20 protein-coding genes are annotated in these 19217 nt (G+C 43.9%); all 20 read left to right on the forward strand.

Going from position 1 to position 19217, the window contains the following annotated elements; translation table 11 throughout:
* Nucleotides 1-174: 174 nt before the first annotated feature.
* The 20 genes from folP (at nucleotide 175) to lysS (ending at nucleotide 18847) form a co-directional block, all read left to right on the forward strand.
* Nucleotides 175-1371: a dihydropteroate synthase gene (gene folP / locus V6C27_12365; protein ID MEG6617203.1), complete on the forward strand. Its 1197-nt coding sequence runs from the start codon at nucleotides 175-177 to the stop codon at nucleotides 1369-1371.
* Nucleotides 1364-2203, forward strand: coding sequence for a 2-amino-4-hydroxy-6-hydroxymethyldihydropteridine diphosphokinase (folK, locus tag V6C27_12370; GenBank protein MEG6617204.1), 840 nt, complete (start codon nucleotides 1364-1366; stop codon nucleotides 2201-2203). Before folP ends, folK begins: the two co-directional genes overlap by 8 nt.
* Before the next feature lie 234 nt (nucleotides 2204-2437).
* Nucleotides 2438-2713, forward strand: coding sequence for a 50S ribosomal protein L7/L12 (locus tag V6C27_12375; GenBank protein ID MEG6617205.1), 276 nt, complete (start codon nucleotides 2438-2440; stop codon nucleotides 2711-2713).
* Nucleotides 2714-2823: 110 nt separating this feature from the next.
* Nucleotides 2824-3117 carry a CPCC family cysteine-rich protein gene (locus tag V6C27_12380; protein MEG6617206.1) on the forward strand — a complete coding sequence of 98 codons (294 nt, stop codon included), beginning with the start codon at nucleotides 2824-2826 and terminating at the stop codon, nucleotides 3115-3117.
* Between the two features lie 48 nt (nucleotides 3118-3165).
* Nucleotides 3166-4605: a YcdB/YcdC domain-containing protein gene (locus V6C27_12385; protein ID MEG6617207.1), complete on the forward strand. Its 1440-nt coding sequence runs from the start codon at nucleotides 3166-3168 to the stop codon at nucleotides 4603-4605.
* Between the two features lie 136 nt (nucleotides 4606-4741).
* A complete protein-coding gene (locus V6C27_12390) occupies nucleotides 4742-5119 on the forward strand; it encodes a VOC family protein (GenBank protein ID MEG6617208.1) in 378 nt (125 codons plus the stop codon).
* A gap of 301 nt (nucleotides 5120-5420) precedes the next feature.
* Nucleotides 5421-6305 (forward strand): Rossmann-like and DUF2520 domain-containing protein, encoded by an 885-nt coding sequence (locus V6C27_12395; protein MEG6617209.1) that lies wholly within the window; start codon nucleotides 5421-5423, stop codon nucleotides 6303-6305.
* Nucleotides 6298-7131 (forward strand): 3-methyl-2-oxobutanoate hydroxymethyltransferase, encoded by an 834-nt coding sequence (panB, locus tag V6C27_12400; GenBank protein MEG6617210.1) that lies wholly within the window; start codon nucleotides 6298-6300, stop codon nucleotides 7129-7131. The genes V6C27_12395 and panB overlap by 8 nt, the downstream gene beginning before the upstream one ends.
* 19 nt (nucleotides 7132-7150) lie before the next feature.
* The gene (gene panC / locus V6C27_12405; GenBank protein ID MEG6617211.1) at nucleotides 7151-7999 is read left to right on the forward strand and encodes a pantoate--beta-alanine ligase; all 849 of its coding nucleotides are present in this window, start codon (nucleotides 7151-7153) and stop codon (nucleotides 7997-7999) included.
* 1 nt (nucleotide 8000) lies between these two features.
* Entirely contained in the window at nucleotides 8001-8384 is a 384-nt protein-coding gene (gene panD, locus V6C27_12410; GenBank protein ID MEG6617212.1) for an aspartate 1-decarboxylase, read from the forward strand.
* An 83-nt stretch (nucleotides 8385-8467) separates the two neighbouring features.
* Nucleotides 8468-9391 (forward strand): quinolinate synthase NadA, encoded by a 924-nt coding sequence (nadA, locus tag V6C27_12415; protein MEG6617213.1) that lies wholly within the window; start codon nucleotides 8468-8470, stop codon nucleotides 9389-9391.
* 18 nt (nucleotides 9392-9409) lie between these two features.
* Nucleotides 9410-10996 (forward strand): L-aspartate oxidase, encoded by a 1587-nt coding sequence (gene nadB / locus V6C27_12420; protein ID MEG6617214.1) that lies wholly within the window; start codon nucleotides 9410-9412, stop codon nucleotides 10994-10996.
* Nucleotides 10997-11007: 11 nt separating this feature from the next.
* Entirely contained in the window at nucleotides 11008-11853 is an 846-nt protein-coding gene (gene nadC / locus V6C27_12425) for a carboxylating nicotinate-nucleotide diphosphorylase (GenBank protein ID MEG6617215.1), read from the forward strand.
* A gap of 114 nt (nucleotides 11854-11967) precedes the next feature.
* On the forward strand, nucleotides 11968-12933 hold the full coding sequence (locus V6C27_12430; GenBank protein ID MEG6617216.1) for a biotin--[acetyl-CoA-carboxylase] ligase: 966 nt from the start codon (nucleotides 11968-11970) through the stop codon (nucleotides 12931-12933).
* A gap of 105 nt (nucleotides 12934-13038) precedes the next feature.
* On the forward strand, nucleotides 13039-13593 hold the full coding sequence (locus V6C27_12435) for a biotin transporter BioY (protein MEG6617217.1): 555 nt from the start codon (nucleotides 13039-13041) through the stop codon (nucleotides 13591-13593).
* An 88-nt stretch (nucleotides 13594-13681) separates the two neighbouring features.
* Nucleotides 13682-14446, forward strand: coding sequence for a type III pantothenate kinase (locus V6C27_12440; GenBank protein MEG6617218.1), 765 nt, complete (start codon nucleotides 13682-13684; stop codon nucleotides 14444-14446).
* A gap of 4 nt (nucleotides 14447-14450) precedes the next feature.
* Nucleotides 14451-15404: a tRNA dihydrouridine synthase DusB gene (dusB, locus tag V6C27_12445; GenBank protein MEG6617219.1), complete on the forward strand. Its 954-nt coding sequence runs from the start codon at nucleotides 14451-14453 to the stop codon at nucleotides 15402-15404.
* Nucleotides 15405-15553: 149 nt separating this feature from the next.
* Nucleotides 15554-16627, forward strand: a complete 1074-nt coding sequence (locus tag V6C27_12450) for a shikimate dehydrogenase (protein ID MEG6617220.1) — start codon at nucleotides 15554-15556, stop codon at nucleotides 16625-16627.
* Between the two features lie 218 nt (nucleotides 16628-16845).
* On the forward strand, nucleotides 16846-17316 hold the full coding sequence (gene greA, locus V6C27_12455) for a transcription elongation factor GreA (protein MEG6617221.1): 471 nt from the start codon (nucleotides 16846-16848) through the stop codon (nucleotides 17314-17316).
* A gap of 37 nt (nucleotides 17317-17353) precedes the next feature.
* Nucleotides 17354-18847, forward strand: coding sequence for a lysine--tRNA ligase (gene lysS / locus V6C27_12460; GenBank protein MEG6617222.1), 1494 nt, complete (start codon nucleotides 17354-17356; stop codon nucleotides 18845-18847).
* Nucleotides 18848-19217 lie beyond the last annotated feature (370 nt).

Consider the following 19217-nt stretch of genomic DNA (forward strand, 5'->3'; position numbering starts at 1 on the left):
TCTAAAATAAATAATTTTTGTTACCCCCTCTCAAAAGGGGGTATTTTTTTATTTATGACAATTGATACTTGGCCCTTTAGTATTTTTCTGTAAACGATATGCTGGAATCAGTGCTTTTCTTGAAATACTTGTTTGGCAACTATATACTAAGGTTGGATGTTTTAAAGGGGTGATATTCAGTTGAGTATTCGTTGTATCGAGATAAAGGATAGAGCACAGGCAATACAGCAATTGGCTGCCATTGGTTGTGACTGCTGGGGGGTACAGCATATGGCAGCAAAGGCGGTATTTCGCGTGTTGAAATTAAAGGACCTTACTCCTACCCAAGCCAACATTATCAAACAAGAAATGCTATCTGCCGGTGGTGAAGCAGCTGTAACCAGAGGGGTGGTGAATCATTCGGTGTCCCAAACAGATATGCTGATGATGGCCACCGAAATGCAATACAAAAGGGTATGTGACAAGTTAAGGGTGCAGCCCTTTAAGTTGAAACAACTGGCTGAAAGCATTGAATCGGTGTTGAATAACTTGAACCCAAATGGTACCAGAGAAATGGATTGTCGGGGAAAGACCCTTGCCTTTGGCCAGCGCACCTATGTAATGGGCATTTTAAATGTAACCCCGGATTCATTTTCTGACGGTGGTAATTTTAATCGGGTGGAACAGGCGTTGGATCACGCAGTGCAAATGGTAAATGATGGGGCAGATATCATTGACATTGGTGGGGAATCCACCAGACCTGGTTATACCAGTGTTAGTTTAGATGAGGAACTGGAGCGGGTTATCCCGGTGGTGGAGAGGATGGCAACCCAAATAAATGTGCCCATATCGGTAGATACCACTAAGGCGGAAGTGGCCAGGCAAGCGTTAGAGGCAGGGGCTCACATTATTAACGATATCTGGGCTGGGCAAGCTGACGCAAATATGTTTTCGGTGGCGGCACAATATAACGCGCCGATAATGTTGATGCATAATCAACAGGGAACAGCTTACAAAGATTTGATGTTTGATGTTATAGAATTTTTAGAGCGGGCAGCAGACCAAGCCCTTTTAGCCGGGGTGCCCCGGGATAAAATAATTATTGATCCCGGCATTGGCTTTGGTAAGACCCATCAACAAAACTTGGAAGTGATGAGGCGCCTGGATGAACTTAGGCCGTTGGGTTATCCGGTGTTACTGGGCACCAGCCGTAAATCCATCATTGCCAACACGCTGAATTTACCGGTGGACCAACGGGTGGAGGGCACTGCCGCCACAGTGGCATTGGGAATTGCCAAGGGTGTGGATATTGTGCGGGTACATGATGTTAAAGAAATGGTCCGGGTATGTCGGATGACCGATGCCATTGTGCGGGGTGATATGGATGGATAAAATTATTATGCAGGGGATGCAGTTTTATGGCTATCACGGAGCGTTGGCCGAGGAACAGCAGTTGGGCCAACGCTTTACAGTGGACTTACAACTGTATTTGGATTTACAACCGGCCGGAATCGCTGATGATTTAGCCAAAACGGTGAGCTATGCTGATGTGTACCGGTTGGTTAAAAACATTATAGAAAGTGCCAAATATAAACTGATAGAATCCTTGGCAGAAACCATTGCCTCACAGGTGTTGGACAATTTTGCTGTTAAAAAGGTAACGGTGCAAGTAAAGAAACCCCAAGCGCCGATACCGGGCATTTTTGATTATATGGCGGTGGAAATCACCAGGTCTAAGGCCGTTGCCTATATTGCCATTGGCAGTAATATCGGAGATAAAAAAGAGACTATCAACAGGGCCATTGCTTTAATAGATGCTACTATGGGGTTACGGGTTACCAAAGTGGCGCCTTATTATCAAACGGCACCGGTGGGTTATACCGAACAGGATTGGTTTTTAAACACCGTTATTGAGGTGGAAACCACCCTTTCGCCGCTGGAATTATTACATAGGCTGTTGAATATAGAAAGTCAGTTGGGGCGGGTGCGGACCATTCACTGGGGACCGCGAACCATTGACCTAGATTTGCTTATCTATGGGGATGAGGTGTTTAACAGCAGCGAGTTAACTTTGCCCCATCCCAGGATGACTGAACGGGCCTTTGTGATGGTGCCGTTGGCTGATATTAACGGGGACTTATTGGTGGCCAATGGAAAAACCGCTGCCGAAATTGCTACAGAGTTGAAGGAGCAACAGGAGATTGTACCCTATGATGAGCTCTAAGTTTCATCGGCTTTAGCACAAAGGGCGGCTGTTGCAAAACCAATTATACTAGGGGGCGGTTAAATAGATTTATATTTAACAGTTGATTAATAAAAAGTTTAAATAAGCAATCAATTCCCTTAGTTGGACATCGTCTTAGTATTTCTGCACATTAGATGGTGAATGTGCAGTAGTATGTTAAACTATTTATAGGCATTAGTAAATTTATATGAAGCTAATTGTGGAGGTGAAAAGATGGACAATACAATTGTTTGGATATTTATAATAGGAATACTACTATTTTTGGTAGCAATTATTAGTCAATTAAAAAGCGATATATCTCGTATGAATACAATTTTAAATAAAATTGCTCAACAAGTTGGATTCCCTAATACAATAGATAATGAACTAAAGAAACTTATTTCAGAAGGTAAAGAAGTTGAAGCGGTTAAAAGATATAGGATTGCTACTGGAGTAGGATTAATAGAAGCTAAAAAATATATTGATTCTTTAAATGAACAGGATAAATAGATGAACATTATTTATAAATTGTGTAAGAAGCGGGAGTAATGACTACTTCACATCATCTATAAAATGCGTATGTAGGCCGGTGAGATTATTGTCATAATGGGTGGTGGATAATGAACAGCAAAAAATATGAAGTAAATATGGTTGGCAATTCACCGTGCCCTTGCTGTGGATTTATAACAATTCCGAATAATGGCGATGCCCTTGCCTATGTCTGCCCAATATGTCTTTGGGAGATAGATTTATTTATTCAAAGTGATGATGAGGCAAGTGACCAAAATCATGGATTAACATTGATTGAAGCCAGAAAAAACTATCAACAGTTTGGGGCGGTATTGGCTAATTTGAAGAAGTATTGCCGGGAACCCCAAAAACATGAATATCCCATAACTAAGGATGAAGAATAACCAGGAAATATTTTTCTTTTGGAGAAAGAGAAAATTTAAACTGTGGGGGTGGCTTGCTTGCTAAGAGAAGAATTGAGGAAACGAGCATTATCGATGGTCCAAATTCCCAATCATTTTCAACCAGTCATTGAGGAATATACTGAGGGAGAGAATGGAGAAGGTGGGGCCATGTTTTCATGGACAAACAAAGAAAAAGATGAAGGTATTATGATAAGTCTAGATCTTGCGGGTAATTTGACTAGTTTACTAATTGATATGAACGATAAAAATTCCAATGCCATCCCTTTAAATGTAGCGGAAAGAAGAGAACGAGCGGAACAATTTTTACTAAGCCATTATCCCCAGGCATTAAAGGATTTAACTTTATATAACACAAAAAAACTTACTAATGGATATCGTTTTTACTATGAACAAATGGTAATGGACTTACCGCTAGATGATGCTGGTTGTTTTATTGATGTTGACGCTGCGGGGAGCATTGTTGAGTTTACATACAGAGGCGTGAAACAGACACCTGAAATACCAACGAAGTTGATTTCAAAAGAAGTGCTAATTGAACATGTACAAAACAGACTGGATTTTCAACTCAGGGTTACAAATCTTTATACTGATATTCATAATGTAGCGGAGGATGGGCTCCGCCTGGTGTACATACCGGAGCCATTTATGGAATATCAAGCAGACGTTTTGCAACCAACGTTAACCATTGTCCATCAAGAAGAGGATCTGCAAAGGTATGCTACAGTGCCTCCGCCATCGGGCACAATAGAACGCAAAGATTTATCCATTGAGGATATCGTTGGTATTTCTGAGGGGATGGAAGTAATTCGTGAAGTGGATATGGGGGAAGAAACCGGCATTGTGTGGCGTGATCGAGACTGGGAGACGAAGGAACAGGATTTATCCATGGTTGGCTTTTTCCAAAGACATTCGGGGGGTACCGTTAAAGCCTTCATTGCAAAGAAGACGGGTAAAGTCAGAAGTTTTATGTGGTTTAAAGAACGAAGCGGCGACCTTTGCCTTAGTCACCAAGCATGTTATCAAAAAGCCATAGACTTTCTACAAAGGGTTATTCCAGATTATTATCAGTATCTGCAATTGATTGTCCGGGAAAATGAAGAAGTGGATGGTACTGAAATGCAACAATCATTCCTTTTTCATATGTGTAACGAACATGGCATACCAATGGAGTTAGGATTAGTAACGGTTGTAGTTAACCGCAAAACCGGACAAATTGATCATTACAGTGGACCGCGTTTTGACGTGGAACAATTGAGCCAAATCCCTGCTGAACCAGCTATTTCTAAAAAAGAAGTCAGGGAAATATTTATCAATCATTTGGATTTTAAATTAGCATGGAGCAAAAATTATGATAGTGAAACAGAACCCTATACCCTTGTTTATCAAGCATGTGATCGGCATTCCAGAACCCCCATCCGGTACATAGATGCCATGACTGGGGCAGTTATTTCCGATAAAGATAAATGACGACAATAGGCGGTTTATCAACCTATGTCTTTAATCATTTATGGCATCTCTCATGTTCCATGGTTAAATAAATCTGCTTTGGGGAATGACATTGGTAGAAAGGGAAAAACCAACCTATTATCAGGAGGAATGAACTATGTTTAAACGCATCGAACATTTAGCATTTAATATTAAGGACAGAGCCAGGTCTATCCATTTTTACGAAGAACATTTTGGTTTCAAAAAATATTATGAACATGATGTTCCTGAACCCACAATAGAAAAAATAATTTATCTTAGACTAGGTGACACCATTATAGAGTTGATACATATGCCAACTGGCTCGCCAATTCAAGGATTTCATTTCTGCCTTGAGAGTGATAACTTTGAGGAAGACTATACCCGCCTAAAAGCTGCCGGTATTCCTGTTGATACCGAGCCTCAACCTGCTGGATCAAGGGAGCCAGGAGAAGAAGGTTGGCGTAGAACAGTATTTGTCGGTCCTGACGGAGAATTAATAGAAATTAGAGGATAAAAACTTACAGCATAAAACCCGTGTCAGCGGGCACGGGTTTTATAGCTAATTATCCCAATGGCATTGCCTCCATTAAATATATTATGCTAGAATAACCCTGTCGAGGGTGGTATCTTTATGAACTGCACCTCAAGGGTATGGCAATTATTAAAATATTAATACTGGGTATATACTCGCTTGGAACCGCTTGGACCGAGAAGGAAGGAATTGAAGGACGTCAAACGACCACCTGTGGTTTCAGGGGTCGTTTTTTTGTTTTTAGGTATCAGAATTAAAACCTAGATAGGTAGGGGGTGTGATATTGAGTAAACCAACTGTAACGGTGGTGGGTGCGGGTAAAGTTGGTTCGGCAATGGCGGTGGCTTTGCAAAGGTCAGGCTATCCAATAGTGGGCGTGGTCAGTGGTAGCGTATCCAGCGCTCAAGCCCTCGGTTTGCGCCTGGGAGTTAATTATTCTACCCAGTTAACGGCCTTTACCAATGGCGCGCAAATTGTCTTTATTACCACCCCCGATAGAGAAGTGGTGAATGTGGTGACCACAATTGCTAATAACGGCGGTTTTAAAGCGGGACAAATTATTGTACATACCAGCGGTTCAATACCCTCGACAGCCATTAACATTGCCCGACAGCATGGGGCGTTGGTGGCAGCTTTTCACCCATTGCAATCCTTTGCGGATGTGGAAACAGCCATTTTGAATTTGCCTGGCAGCTATTTTGCCATTGAAGGGGATGCCGACGCACTGCCGGTTTTAAATCAACTGCTGAATGACTTACATGGCCATGGCATTACCATTAACCCAGAGGATAAGCCTCTTTATCACGCGGCGGCAGTGGTGGCATCTAATTATTTAGTTGCCATTATTCACTTAGCCACAGAAATGCTGGCCAAATTGGGCCTAGAACGGCAGCAGTCTGTGCCGGCTTTATGGCCGCTCATAATGGGCACGTTGAACAATATTGAAAAGGACGGCACTATTAAGGCATTGACCGGTCCCGTTGAGCGTGGCGACAGCATTACACTGGACAAACACATCAAAGCCATTAATGAACTAGGCGCCGTTGAACAGCAAGTTTACCAATCCCTGGGCAAGCTGACGGTGGCGTTGGCATTGCAAAAGGAATCAATTAACCAAGCCACCGCCACAGAATTAATCAATATATTGGAGGGAAACAAGAATGAATAAACCCGTTACCACTTTAGAATTAATAAAGATGAAACAACAAAAACGACCCATTACCATGCTGACAGCCTATGATTATCCCACCGCCATGATGGTGGATGCGGCAGGGATAGACATGATTTTGGTGGGGGATTCAGTGGGTAACACAGTTTTGGGTTATGACACCACCATACCGGTTACTATAGAAGAAATGGTACACCATACCAAGGCCGTCACCCGGGGTGCTAAAAGGGCTTTAGTGGTGGCAGATATGCCTTTTTTAACCTGTCACATTTCCAAGGAAGATACCATGCGCAATGCCGGCCTGTTAATGCAACAAGGTGGTGCTAAAGCAGTTAAAATTGAGGGCGGCCAAGAGGTGGCCGAGGTAATTAAAGCGCTCACAAGCGGGGGTATACCTGTGGTGGGCCACTTGGGCCTCACTCCCCAATCGGTGCACCAACTGGGGGGGTATCGTGTGCAGGGTAAAACCGCCGATGCAGCCAGCAAGCTGATTGCCGATGCCAAAGCACTACAACAGGCCGGGGCCTTTGCGGTGGTGTTGGAATGTGTACCCACTTCATTGGCCAAACTGGTGACAGAGGCCATTGACATCCCCACCATTGGTATTGGGGCAGGCAATGTCTGTGACGGTCAGGTAATTGTGTTCCATGATTTGGTGGGAATCAATAACCAATTCAAGCCTAAATTTGTCAAGCGATATGCTAATCTGTACCAAGAGGTTGTCCAAGCGTTGGAGTGCTATCGGGATGATGTTCGGGAACGGAAATTCCCCGATGAGGAACATTCCTTTTCTATGCCCGACGAGGAACTGAAAAAAATTTACTAAAAATAAAGAGGTGTCTAGGTTGCAAGTTGTCAAAACAATTGCCGAAATACAAGAATTGGTGGCAGCTGCCAAGGGGCAAAATAAAACAGTGGGCTTGGTGCCCACCATGGGTTATCTACATCAAGGCCATTTATCTTTAATGCAGAGGGCAGTGGCTGAGTGCGACTATGTGGTTACCAGTATCTTTGTCAATCCACTGCAATTTGGCCCCACAGAGGATTTAGCATCGTACCCTAGGGATTTGGAACAGGATACTAAAAGGGCGGCAGAGGTTGGTGTGGATGTAGTTTTTGCGCCCACTGACGACGAAATGTATCCCGAAGGATTTGATACCGTGGTTATGGTGGGGGAAGCTTTAACCAATAAGCTCTGTGGTAACAAACGCCCCGGCCACTTTACCGGGGTGGCCACCGTGGTGACCAAGCTGTTTAACATTGTTAAGCCCCAGCGGGCATATTTTGGGCAAAAGGATGCCCAACAGGTGGCGGTAATTAAAAGAATGGTACAGGATTTAAATATGGGCATAGAAATCGTGGCGGTGCCCATAGTTAGGGAAGCCGATGGATTGGCCATGAGCTCTAGAAACACTTATCTGGAGCCCCCGCAAAGACAAGTTGCAACCATCCTTCACCAAAGCCTGCAGTTGGCAAAACAGCAAGTGCAGGCCGGAGAACGGGATGTTAACACCTTAACTAAATTGGTGGCTGATAAAATTAACAGTGAACCCTGTGCTCAACTGGATTATGTGGAGATCTATGCCTATCCAAGTCTAAAAGAGATCGATAAAATTGAGGGCCAGGTGCTGTTAGCTGTGGCGGCTAAATTTGGTAAGGCTAGATTAATAGATAACATAATGTTGGAGGCGTAGAATGTTATTAACACTATTTAAAAGCAAAATTCACCGGGCCACTGTTACCGAGGCCAACTTGAACTACATGGGTAGCATTACTGTGGATAGGGAATTGTTAAAGGCGGCGGGCATTTTGGTGCACGAAAGGGTGCAGGTGGTAAATTTAAACAACGGCAGCCGTTTAGAAACCTATGTAATTCCTGGAGAGGCCCATTCCGGGGTAGTATGTTTAAATGGAGCCGCCGCCCGGCTGGCACAACCAGGGGATAAAGTGATTATTATTTCCTACGCCCTGATGGAGAAAAAAGAAGCAGAAGAATTTAGGCCCCAAGTGGTGATGGTGGATGACAACAATCAGATTGTCAAAGTTATCAGCGAAGAGTCCCATGGTCAAGTGTGTTAACTTGATTGACAATTTAATCAATTTAGTACTACAATCAAGTTATTGTAGTCTAACGGAACTTTGATTAAAAGGAGCTGACAGCTTTGCAATTTGACGATAATGTTAAGCAATTATGGGACGATATTAAAAAATTAAAACAAGAGCGTAATGCGGTTATTTTAGCCCACTACTATCAACCACCTGAAATTCAGGAAGTGGCCGATTTTGTGGGGGACTCGCTGGAATTGTCCCGTAAAGCGGCTGATACAGATGCTGAAGTGATTGTATTTTGCGGTGTGCACTTCATGGCAGAAAGTGCAGCTATTTTATCTCCTGATAAAAAGGTTGTTTTGCCAGTTGAATCTGCAGGTTGTCCCATGGCCGATATGGTCACGGCCGATGCCCTGCGAGCCAAGAAAAAACAGCTGCCCAACACAGTGGTGGTGAGTTATGTAAATACTTCGGCAGAGGTTAAAGCCGAGAGCGATATTTGCTGTACATCAGCCAATGCAGTTAAAATTATTGAATCCATTCCCACAGATAAAGAGATTCTTTTTGTGCCAGATAAAAACCTGGGTGCTAATGTGGCTAGACAAGCCAATAGAAAATTGACAGTATGGGCCGGGGAATGCCCAATACATGATAACTTAACAGTGGAAGATGTATTGGCCGCTAAGGGTCAATATCCCGGGGCAAAGGTACTGATGCACCCAGAATGCAGACCGGAGGTTGTCGAACTAGCTGACTATGTATCTAGCACATCAGGTTTACTGCGTTACGCTGCTGAAAATGAGGCAGCGGAATTTATTGTGGGCACCGAAGAGGGGATTCTGCATCAAATGCGCAAACAAAACCCTGACAAAAAATTTTATTTAGTTCATTCAAAAATGGTATGTAAGGATATGAAATATACCACTTTACCAAAACTGAAGGAAGCTTTAGAGACCCTGATGCCTCAAATCACAGTGCCTGCAGACATTCGTGAGAAAGCCCTTGGCAGTTTGGAGCGCATGTTAGCGGTTAAATAGTAATTAGGGGATGAATTAATGGAAAGGCACTATCTGGTAAACTTTGACACTGACAGTTTACCCCAAGAAGAAACGGAGCTATTAATCATTGGTGGCGGTATTGCTGGGCTATATACAGCCTGGCATGCCGCCCAGGCTGGTCTAAAAGTGGTGTTACTAACCAAGCGAACAATGATTGATAGTAACTCTGACCGGGCCCAAGGTGGCATTGCTGCTGCCTTAGGCAAGACCGATTCGCCGGAACTGCACTATCAGGATACTTTGCTGGCTGGGGCTGGGCTGTGTGATCTCAAGGCGGTCAAAATATTGGTAACCGAGGGCCCTAAAAGGGTTCAAGAGTTAATTGATATGGGGGCTAATTTTGATCACTATGGCAAGGAATTATCCATGACCAAAGAGGGTGCCCATAGCAAACGCAGAATACTGCATGCTAAAGGAGACGCCACCGGTGCAGAGATAATGCGCACTTTAATGTACCAGGTAGAAGAACAGGGTAAGGCGCAAATATTAGAACAACACTTTGTGGTGGACCTATTGGTGAAAGACAATGTGTGTTATGGTGTGCTGGCCTTTGATGAAATATCCGGCAGTTACCGGGTTTTCTATGCCAAAGCAGTGGTGCTGGCAGCGGGTGGTGCAGGGCAACTGTACAGACATACCACCAACCCAGAGGTGGCCACAGGGGATGGCATTGCCCTTTGCTACCGGGCCGGGGCAGAGGTAATGGATATGGAGTTTGTGCAATTTCACCCCACTGCGCTGGTTTTGCCCGAGGCGCCGCGGTTTTTAATTTCCGAAGCCGTTCGGGGAGAGGGCGGAATTTTGCGCAATAGCAATGGTGAGCGCTTTATGCCACGCTACCATGGCATGGCGGAATTGGCACCCAGGGATATCGTTTCCCGGGCCATACTATCTGAAATGGCCAATACCGATAAAGACTGTGTTTATTTAGATTTAACCCATATGTCCGCAGACAAAATAACCGAGCGATTCCCCACCATTACTAACACTTGCTTGCGTTATGGTTTAGATATAACTAAAGAAATGATACCGGTTGCTCCAGCAGCCCATTACATCATGGGTGGTGTAAAAACTAACTTTAATGGTGAAACTTCTATTATGGGACTTTTTGCTTGTGGAGAGGTGGCCTGCTTAGGCGTACACGGCGCCAATCGCTTAGCCAGTAACTCGCTGCTGGATGGTTTGGTTTTTGGTCGACGCATTGTAGAATACATAAAAAAACACCTGGGCTATTATCACGCCAGTAGGTCTAAGATTAAATTTACCTGTGAAGGGTTGCTGGAACCAACCGGTGACTTTAATGCCATTAGAGATGCCGTTAAGGCGACCATGACCGAGAATGTGGGACCACTGCGTACCAGCCAAAGACTTAATCAAGCATTATCTTTTTTTGAACAATATAGTTGGCTGGACAAACATCGTTGTCGCAACCCCAGGGAAATGGAAATTCGCAACATGATAGAAGTAGGTAGATTAATTACCGAAGCCGCCCTAATGAGAACCGAGAGCAGGGGCGGGCACTTTAGGCTTGACTATCCAGAAACTATGTCTCGCTGGAAGAAACATGTCATTATGAGACGTTAGGAGAGAAACATATGGAACTGAATCCGCTATTATTAAATGACCTCATACATCGCAGTTTACTGGAAGATATGGGAACTGGCGATATTACCACCAACAGCACAGTGGCAGCAGATGCAACGGCCACTGGAATTATTCATGCCAAAGAAAGTGCTGTGATAGCTGGAATTACAGTGGCCGAAGCGGTGTTTAAACACCTTGATCCGAAAGTTACCTTTGAAGCCAAAGTAAAGGATGGTGACCGGGTTGAGGCCCGTACAGTGTTGGCTGAGGTGCAGGGCAATGCCCGAGCAATTTTAACCGGCGAAAGGTTAGCGTTAAATTTTCTGCAAAGGATGTCTGGTATTGCTACCAAAACCGCCGCTTTGGTAGATTTGGTATCCATGTATCCCACCCGGATTGTTGATACCAGAAAAACCACCCCTGGACTGCGGGTGCTGGAGAAGTACGCAGTAAAGGTTGGGGGTGGCCACAACCACAGATTTGGCCTTTATGATGCCATTTTAATTAAGGATAACCATATCAAGGTGGCCGGAGGGATCAGCCAAGCAATTAACCTGGCGCGGCGTCACAACCCCCACACCGTTAAGATTGAAGTGGAAGTTCAAGATCTGGAGGGTGTAGAAGAAGCGGTGGTGGCCAATGCAGATATTATTATGCTTGATAACATGGAGCCATCCATTATGCGCGAGGCGGTTGAAATGATTAAAGGGCGAGCGCTGGTGGAAGCCTCTGGCGGTGTTTCCGAAGAGACTGTGGTGACAGTGGCTAAAAGCGGTGTTGATTTAATATCTGTTGGTGCCCTTACCCATTCGGTAAGATCCATCGACATTAGCCTTGATATTGACCAAATTAAATAGAGCTAATATAATAGACTAAGTTACAGGGGGTGACTCTGTAACCTTTGTTTATGCTTATGGTTAACCGGCGTTATCACTTTGGTTAACCATAACAACTGTCAAAGAGGTGAGAGCTTGAAAGAGAGGGTATTACATATTCTCAAATCTGCCCAGCGGATATCCGGAGAAGAGATCTGTCGGCAATTAAATATTTCCCGCACTGCAGTTTGGAAACATATTAAAACATTGAAACAAGAGGGTTATCAAATTGATACCCAACCCAGACTAGGGTATCAGTTACTTAAAACTCCCGATTGCCTATACCCAGCAGAGGTCAAGGCTGGTTTAGAAACGACCTTTATTGGGCAAAAGCTATTTCATTTTGCCCAGTTGTCCTCTACCAATGACTACGCCAAGGAGCTGGCCAGGGATGGTGGAGCTGAAGGGGCGGTGGTGGTAACCGAGGCCCAGGTTGGCGGTAAGGGTCGGTTGGGGCGCCAATGGCATTCGGTGGCCGGTGAGGATGTGGCGTTATCGGTGCTACTTTACCCCAATATCAGCCCGATGGAAACGCCAAAATTTAGCATGTTGGCAGCGGTTGCTGTGGCCAAAGGCATTGAACAAACTTGCGGCATCAAAGCTGCAATCAAATGGCCCAATGATTTATTGATTAACGGTAAAAAGGTATGTGGCATACTGGTGGAGATGGGTGCTGAAATGGATCGGGTCAAGTATGTGGTGCTGGGCATTGGCATTAATGTTAATTCGACACCGGAGATGTGGTCGGAGGATATTAAATATAAAACCACATCTGTCAAGGAGCAAAATGGGCAACCAATAAATAGAGTAAAATTGGTCCAGAACCTGTTGGCACAATTGGAGGCATTATATCTATTATGTAGGGAAAGGGGATTTGCACCTATTTTAGAGGAATGGTGTAAATGGTGCGTGTCGTTAAATTGCCAGGCCAAGGTGGAAACCATTAATGGCAATTTCACCGGCTGGGTGGAGGGAATTGATGACAGCGGATCGTTGCTATTGCGTCTAAAGGATGGCAGTGTCAAAACCTTTACCTCCGGAGAGGTGTCTTTAAGATTGTAATCGGATAAATACACCGGAAAGCGCCAATGTTTTCCGGGGATTTTATAGCTATATGGTTAACCTGAACAAAGGTTCTAGTTAACTAATTTATTAAGGGGTGATCCAGTGAAATTTAAAACCAGAGAGTTAACTTTGATTGGTACCATGGCGGCGGTCACTGCGGTGGTGGCCATTGCATTTAGATTTTATCCCGTTGCCTTGGGTACAGTGCCCTTCAGTTTGTTGCCCTTTATGGCGGTATTGGCCGGCGGTATATTAGGTGGACGCCTGGGGGCCTGGAGTATGGTGACATATTTACTGATGGGGCTGGTGGGCTTTCAGGTATTTGCCACCGAACCCTACGGTGGACCACTGTACCTATTAAAACCAACCTTTGGTTTTTTGTTGGGTTATATACCGGCGGCCTATATTAGCGGGCATATTATTTGGAAAAACAAAGAGGCCAGTGTAGTGGTTTACATTATGGCCATGATGTTGGGCATAACCTCTATCTATTTGGTAGGTATACCATACCTGTATGTTATGACCAAGGTTTATTTGGGGCAAACAATTACCCTGGGGATAATTCTTGGCAGTATGTCAATACTGATGATACTGGATTTAGTAAAGGCGGTGGGGGCAGCGCTGGTGGCCCATGCAGTGTTAAAACGTTTAAAATGACAAAAATAGCATTCGGTATTTGCACCGATGGGTATGGTCTGTTAAAATTGTTTTGCATTATATATTTATCTTACTGGGGGAACAAGTGATGATACTGGTGTTTGACATCGGCAACACTAATATTGTACTGGGTGTATTTAATGAAGAGGAATTAATAGCCCACTGGCGCATTTCCACTGATCGTGAGCGTACAGCTGATGAATACGGTATGCTGTTAATTAATTTATTTAGCTACGCTAAACTAGACATGAACAAGGTTAATGCAGTGATAGTATCGTCGGTGGTGCCACCTTTAATGCACAACCTAGAGCGCATGAGCCAAAGGTACTTTAACTTGCCACTGATGGTTGTGGGGCCGGGAATCAAAACCGGGATGCCAATTAAAATGGATAATCCCCGTGAAGTGGGGGCTGACAGAATTGTTAATGCGGTGGCTGCCTATAGCTTATATGGGGGGCCAGTAATTATTGTAGATTTCGGTACCGCCACCACCTTTTGTGCCGTTAACAAAAAGGGAGAGTATATTGGCGGTGTAATTGCCCCGGGTATTGATATATCCACCGAGGCGTTGTTTGCTAAGGCGGCTAAATTGCCCCGGGTGGAATTGAAGCGGCCGGCCACTGTATTGGGCAAAAACACCGTCCACGGTATGCAATCGGGGATTGTATTTGGATATACCGGGTTGGTGGATGAAATTGTTAAACGGCTCAAACGGGAAGTGGGAGAGTGTCAAGTAATTGCCACCGGAGGCTTGGCAGATTTGATAGCCCATGAAAGCTCCACTATAAACAAAGTGGAACCATTTTTGACACTGATCGGTTTGAAGTTAATTTATCAGCGGAACAAGGAATGATGATATGAATATCGGATCGGTGAAACTGGTTAATAAAGTGGTATCTGCACCGATGGCTGGGGTTACTGATCGGGCCTTTCGGGTGTTGGCGCGGGAAATGGGCTGCGCACTGGTATGCACTGAAATGGTCAGTGACCAAGCGCTGTTATATCAAAATAAAAAAACACTACATATGATTGATTTTACCAACGAACCGGGACCGCTCAGTGTGCAAATTTTTGGTTCCAATGCCCAGTATATGGCCGATGCAGCGGCGATAATTGCTGCCCAGGGTGCGGATATCATTGATATTAATATGGGTTGCCCCGCACCTAAAATAGTTAGAAACAATGAAGGCTGTGCATTAATGAAAAACCCAGACTTGGCGGAAGAAATAGTGAGGGCGGTTACCGCCAGAGTAAAGGTGCCGGTTACCGTTAAGATGCGTAAAGGTTGGGACGAAGATAATATTAATGCGGTGGAAATGGCCCAAAGGGTGGTGCAGGCGGGGGCGGCGGCAGTGACCATTCATGGCCGGACCAGAGGTCAATTTTATAGTGGTGAGGCCGACTGGGATGTTATTCGCCAAGTGAAGGACGCGGTCAGCGTTCCAGTGATTGGCAACGGTGATATCTGGAAACCCCAAGATGCGGTGCGGTTACTGGAGGAGACCGGGTGCGATGCGGTAATGATCGGTCGTGGGGCGATGGGTAATCCTTGGCTTTTTAAACAAACAATCCATTATTTAGACACTGGGGAGCTGCTTCCGGAACCCACTGCCGAGGAGCGGATAAAAACGGCTATTCGGCACTTGGAGATGATTGTGGCGGACAAAGGCGAATGTAAGGGCGTCGCGGAGATGAGAAAACATGCTGCTTGGTACACCAAAGGATTTAGAGGGGCTGCCGGCTTACGCCAAAAAATTAATCAGGCTAAAACATTACCGGAATTAAAACAAGTGTTGTACTTGGCTGTCTAAGAGCGCATAGGCGCTCTTTTTTGATATAGAGGGTAGGATTAAATTGTGGTTGATGGCAAATTGGTATACATATTATTATCTACTTCTGGGTAATATGTAATATCTGGTATAATGGAGTTAAGTGGGGGAATAAAATAGGGGGAGTATCAATGGAAAAGTTTGCGTTCATCATTCATCCTTTAGATGTTTCGGACGTAGCACGCAAATTCAGCATTACTAGGTATATGCCAAATAGCGTAGTGGAAAAAGCATTAAGATTTTTACCACCCTTTACTACATCACATATTACCGGAATTAAATCGATACAGAATAAGGAAGCCGAAGGTTGGTTTATTAGTTGTCCGTTAACTGCCCAGCAAATGATGACGCTGCCACAGGAATTGGTACTTGAGAGAATAATTCAGGCCGGTAAAGTGGCCGAAAAACTGGGGGCTGGCATTGTTGGCTTGGGGGCCTTCACTTCGGTGGTGGGTGATGCCGGTGTGACCATTGCCAACAACCTAAATATTGCTGTGACCACCGGTAACAGTTATACCGTGGCAACGGCCATAGAAGGTACTAAAAGGGCTGCCCAGTTGATGGGACATAAGTTGTCAAATAGTCATTTGGTGGTGGTGGGAGCCACCGGTTCCATTGGTCAAGTTTGTTCCTTAATCATGGCCAGGGAGGTTAAGAATTTAACCTTGGTGGGTCGCAACACTACCGCCCTTAACAACTTAGCAGAAAAAATCCTCTATCAAACAGGATTAGCAGCTAAGGTAACTTCAAAAATAAAGAATGTTCTTCCCACAGCGGATATCATTATCACTGTCACCAATTCGGTAGATACTATTATTAAGCCAGAGGACTTAAAAAGTGGTGCGGTGGTATGTGACGTTGCCAGGCCCAGGGATGTTTCTAAAAGAGTGGCAGAGCAACGGGAGGATGTTTTAGTAATAGAAGGCGGGGTTGTGGAAGTACCTGGCAACGTGAATTTTAACTTTAACTTCGGTTTCCCAACAGGAATGGCCTATGCTTGCATGGCAGAAACAATGATGTTAGCTCTGGAAGGTCGATATGAGAACTACTCACTGGGTAGACAACTTACCGTTAAGCAGGTGGATCAGATTTCTAAAATCGCTGAAAAACACGGATTTGCATTGGCTGGGTTCCGTAGCTTTGAAAAGGCCATATCTAATGAGCAAATTAATGTGATTAGAAAAAAGGCTTTAACAATCGCCTAATAACAAAAAAATACTTAAAGGGATGATCTTGACAAATATCCTGAACTGTATTTATAATGTGTAAGACAATCAGGGAGGTTGTAAGCACTGCAAAGGTTGCCTTTGCAGTGCTTTCGGCGTACTTATGGGGGTTTTTGCCGTCGGTGAATAATATTACGCAAAAAACATATATTGTTTTTTAAGGCAAATCCCAATACATAGATAGGAGAAGTGGGATAATGAAAGAAAAAGAAATTATAGTAACAGCGGAAGGCTTAAAACAACTGGAAAAAGAATTGGAAACATTGAAATCTGTAAAGCGGAGAGAGGTTGCGCAACGGATTAAACAAGCCATTGAATTTGGCGACATCAGTGAGAATTCCGAATACGATGATGCTAAAAATGAACAGGCATTTATAGAGGGCAGAATTGCCACTCTAGAAAAAATGTTGAGAAATGCTAAGGTTATTGAAGACAGTAATTCCAAAGACATAGTGTCATTGGGGTCAACAGTAATGCTTAAGGATCTTGAGTTTGGTGATGAACTTAAATACACCATTGTGGGTTCTGTAGAGGCTGACCCTGATGCCAACAAGATTTCCAACGAATCGCCGGTGGGCAAAGCCATTTTGGGACGGAAAAAGGGCGATGTGGTTGATGTGGAAGTGCCCGTGGGAGTAATTCAGTATGAAATTTTAGAAATCTTATAATAAAGTCAAAGGTGCAGTAAAATTCGGAGGTTTGGTAATGCAAAATAAAAAAGATCAAGGCGTAGAAAGCCCAGAAGAACTTAGTGAATTAATGCGTGTGCGTAGGGAAAAGTTAACTGAGTTACAGCAAGAAGGTATTGAACCTTATGGCGGCAAATTTAACCGCACTCACTATGCTAAAGACATTGTAGATGATTTTGAAAGATTTGAAGGTCAAAGTGTAGTTTTAGCTGGTCGAATTATGGCAAAACGTGGCCATGGTAAGGCTAGCTTTGCTAATATTCAGGATATGTCAGGAAATATTCAGATATATGGACGGTTAAATGATCTGGGCGAAGATCACTATCGACTATATGAAAAACTGGATATCGGCGATATCATCGGTGTTGAGGGCACAGTATTTAAAACCCGTACCGGTGAAGTGACGGTTTCGCTGACTGGTTTTACAATGTTGGCCAAGTCACTGCGCCCTTTGCCAGAAAAATGGCATGGTTTAAAGGATGTAGATTTGCGCTATCGCCAGAGATATGTGGACTTAATTGTTAATCCTGAAGTGCGTCAAACCTTTGTTACCAGAAGTCGCATAGTTAGTCAAATCCGCGGTTATTTAGATAACCTGGGTTTCCTAGAGGTGGAAACTCCGATGATGCATCCCATTGCCGGTGGTGCTGCAGCGAAACCATTTGTTACTCATCACAACACCTTAGATATGCAATTGTATATGCGGATAGCACCGGAATTGTATCTTAAAAGACTGCTGGTGGGTGGATTTGATAAGGTTTATGAAATCAACCGCAATTTTAGAAACGAAGGTATTTCCACTAAACATAACCCTGAATTTACTTCATTAGAGTTATATCAAGCCTTTGGTGACCTAGAAGATATGATGGACATCACTGAAAAGCTAATTGTTTCAGTGGCCCAAAAGGTGTTGGGCACCACAATAATTCAGTACGAAGAACAGGAAATAGATTTAACGCCCTCTTGGAAGAGACTGCCAATGTTGGAGGCGGTGAAACAATACAGTGGTTTAGATTTTAACAACATTGCCACTGATGAAGAAGCCCGGGCAGCGGCGAAAGGATTAGGCCTAGAGATCAAAGGGGCTGAAACCCGCGGCGACGTATTAAACTTGGTATTTGAAGAGAAGGTTGAACCACAACTAATTCAACCAACCTTCATTCTAGATTATCCAGTGGAGATTTCTCCGCTGGCTAAACGTAAAAAAGACGATCCCCGTCTTACTCATCGTTTTGAACTATTTATATATGGTCGTGAAATGGCCAATGCCTTTTCGGAGTTAAATGATCCCATTGATCAAAAACAGCGGTTTGAAATGCAGTTAGAAAAAAGAGCCAGTGGTGATGACGAAGCCCATATGATGGACGAAGACTATATCCAAGCGTTAGAATATGGTATGCCACCGGCAGGGGGATTAGGTATTGGTATCGATCGTTTAATCATGCTGTTAACCAATTCTTCATCCATTAGAGATGTAATACTATTTCCATTAATGAGACCTCGGGATTAAACCCCGAGGTCCTAAAGCATTTAAACAGTCTTTTTAATTTTATGTTGACAAGCATTTAACGCTATGTTAACATATAAATCGTGGCTGGTTCGACAAATTGACCAAGCCTGTTGGCTCAAAAAACGACTTGACATAAAAAATAAGTTGTGGTAACATTTTTGAGGTAACAAAAACAGATCCTTGAAAACTAAACAGTAAGAGATGGATGTTGTAGAGGCTCAATTCATTGAGCCTGGATAAAATACATTCATTATTGCATGCAAGTGTTTTTGTAGGGGCCGATTTATCGCGCCCACAAAAAGAAACATTTGCGCATAGTGAAAACGCATGTTTCAAAAAATAACACATGATAAATGAGCTAAAATCAGCT

The sequence above is a fragment of the Peptococcaceae bacterium 1198_IL3148 genome (assembly GCA_036763105.1).
Classification (GTDB): Bacteria; Bacillota; Desulfotomaculia; order Desulfotomaculales; family Desulfohalotomaculaceae; genus JBAIYS01.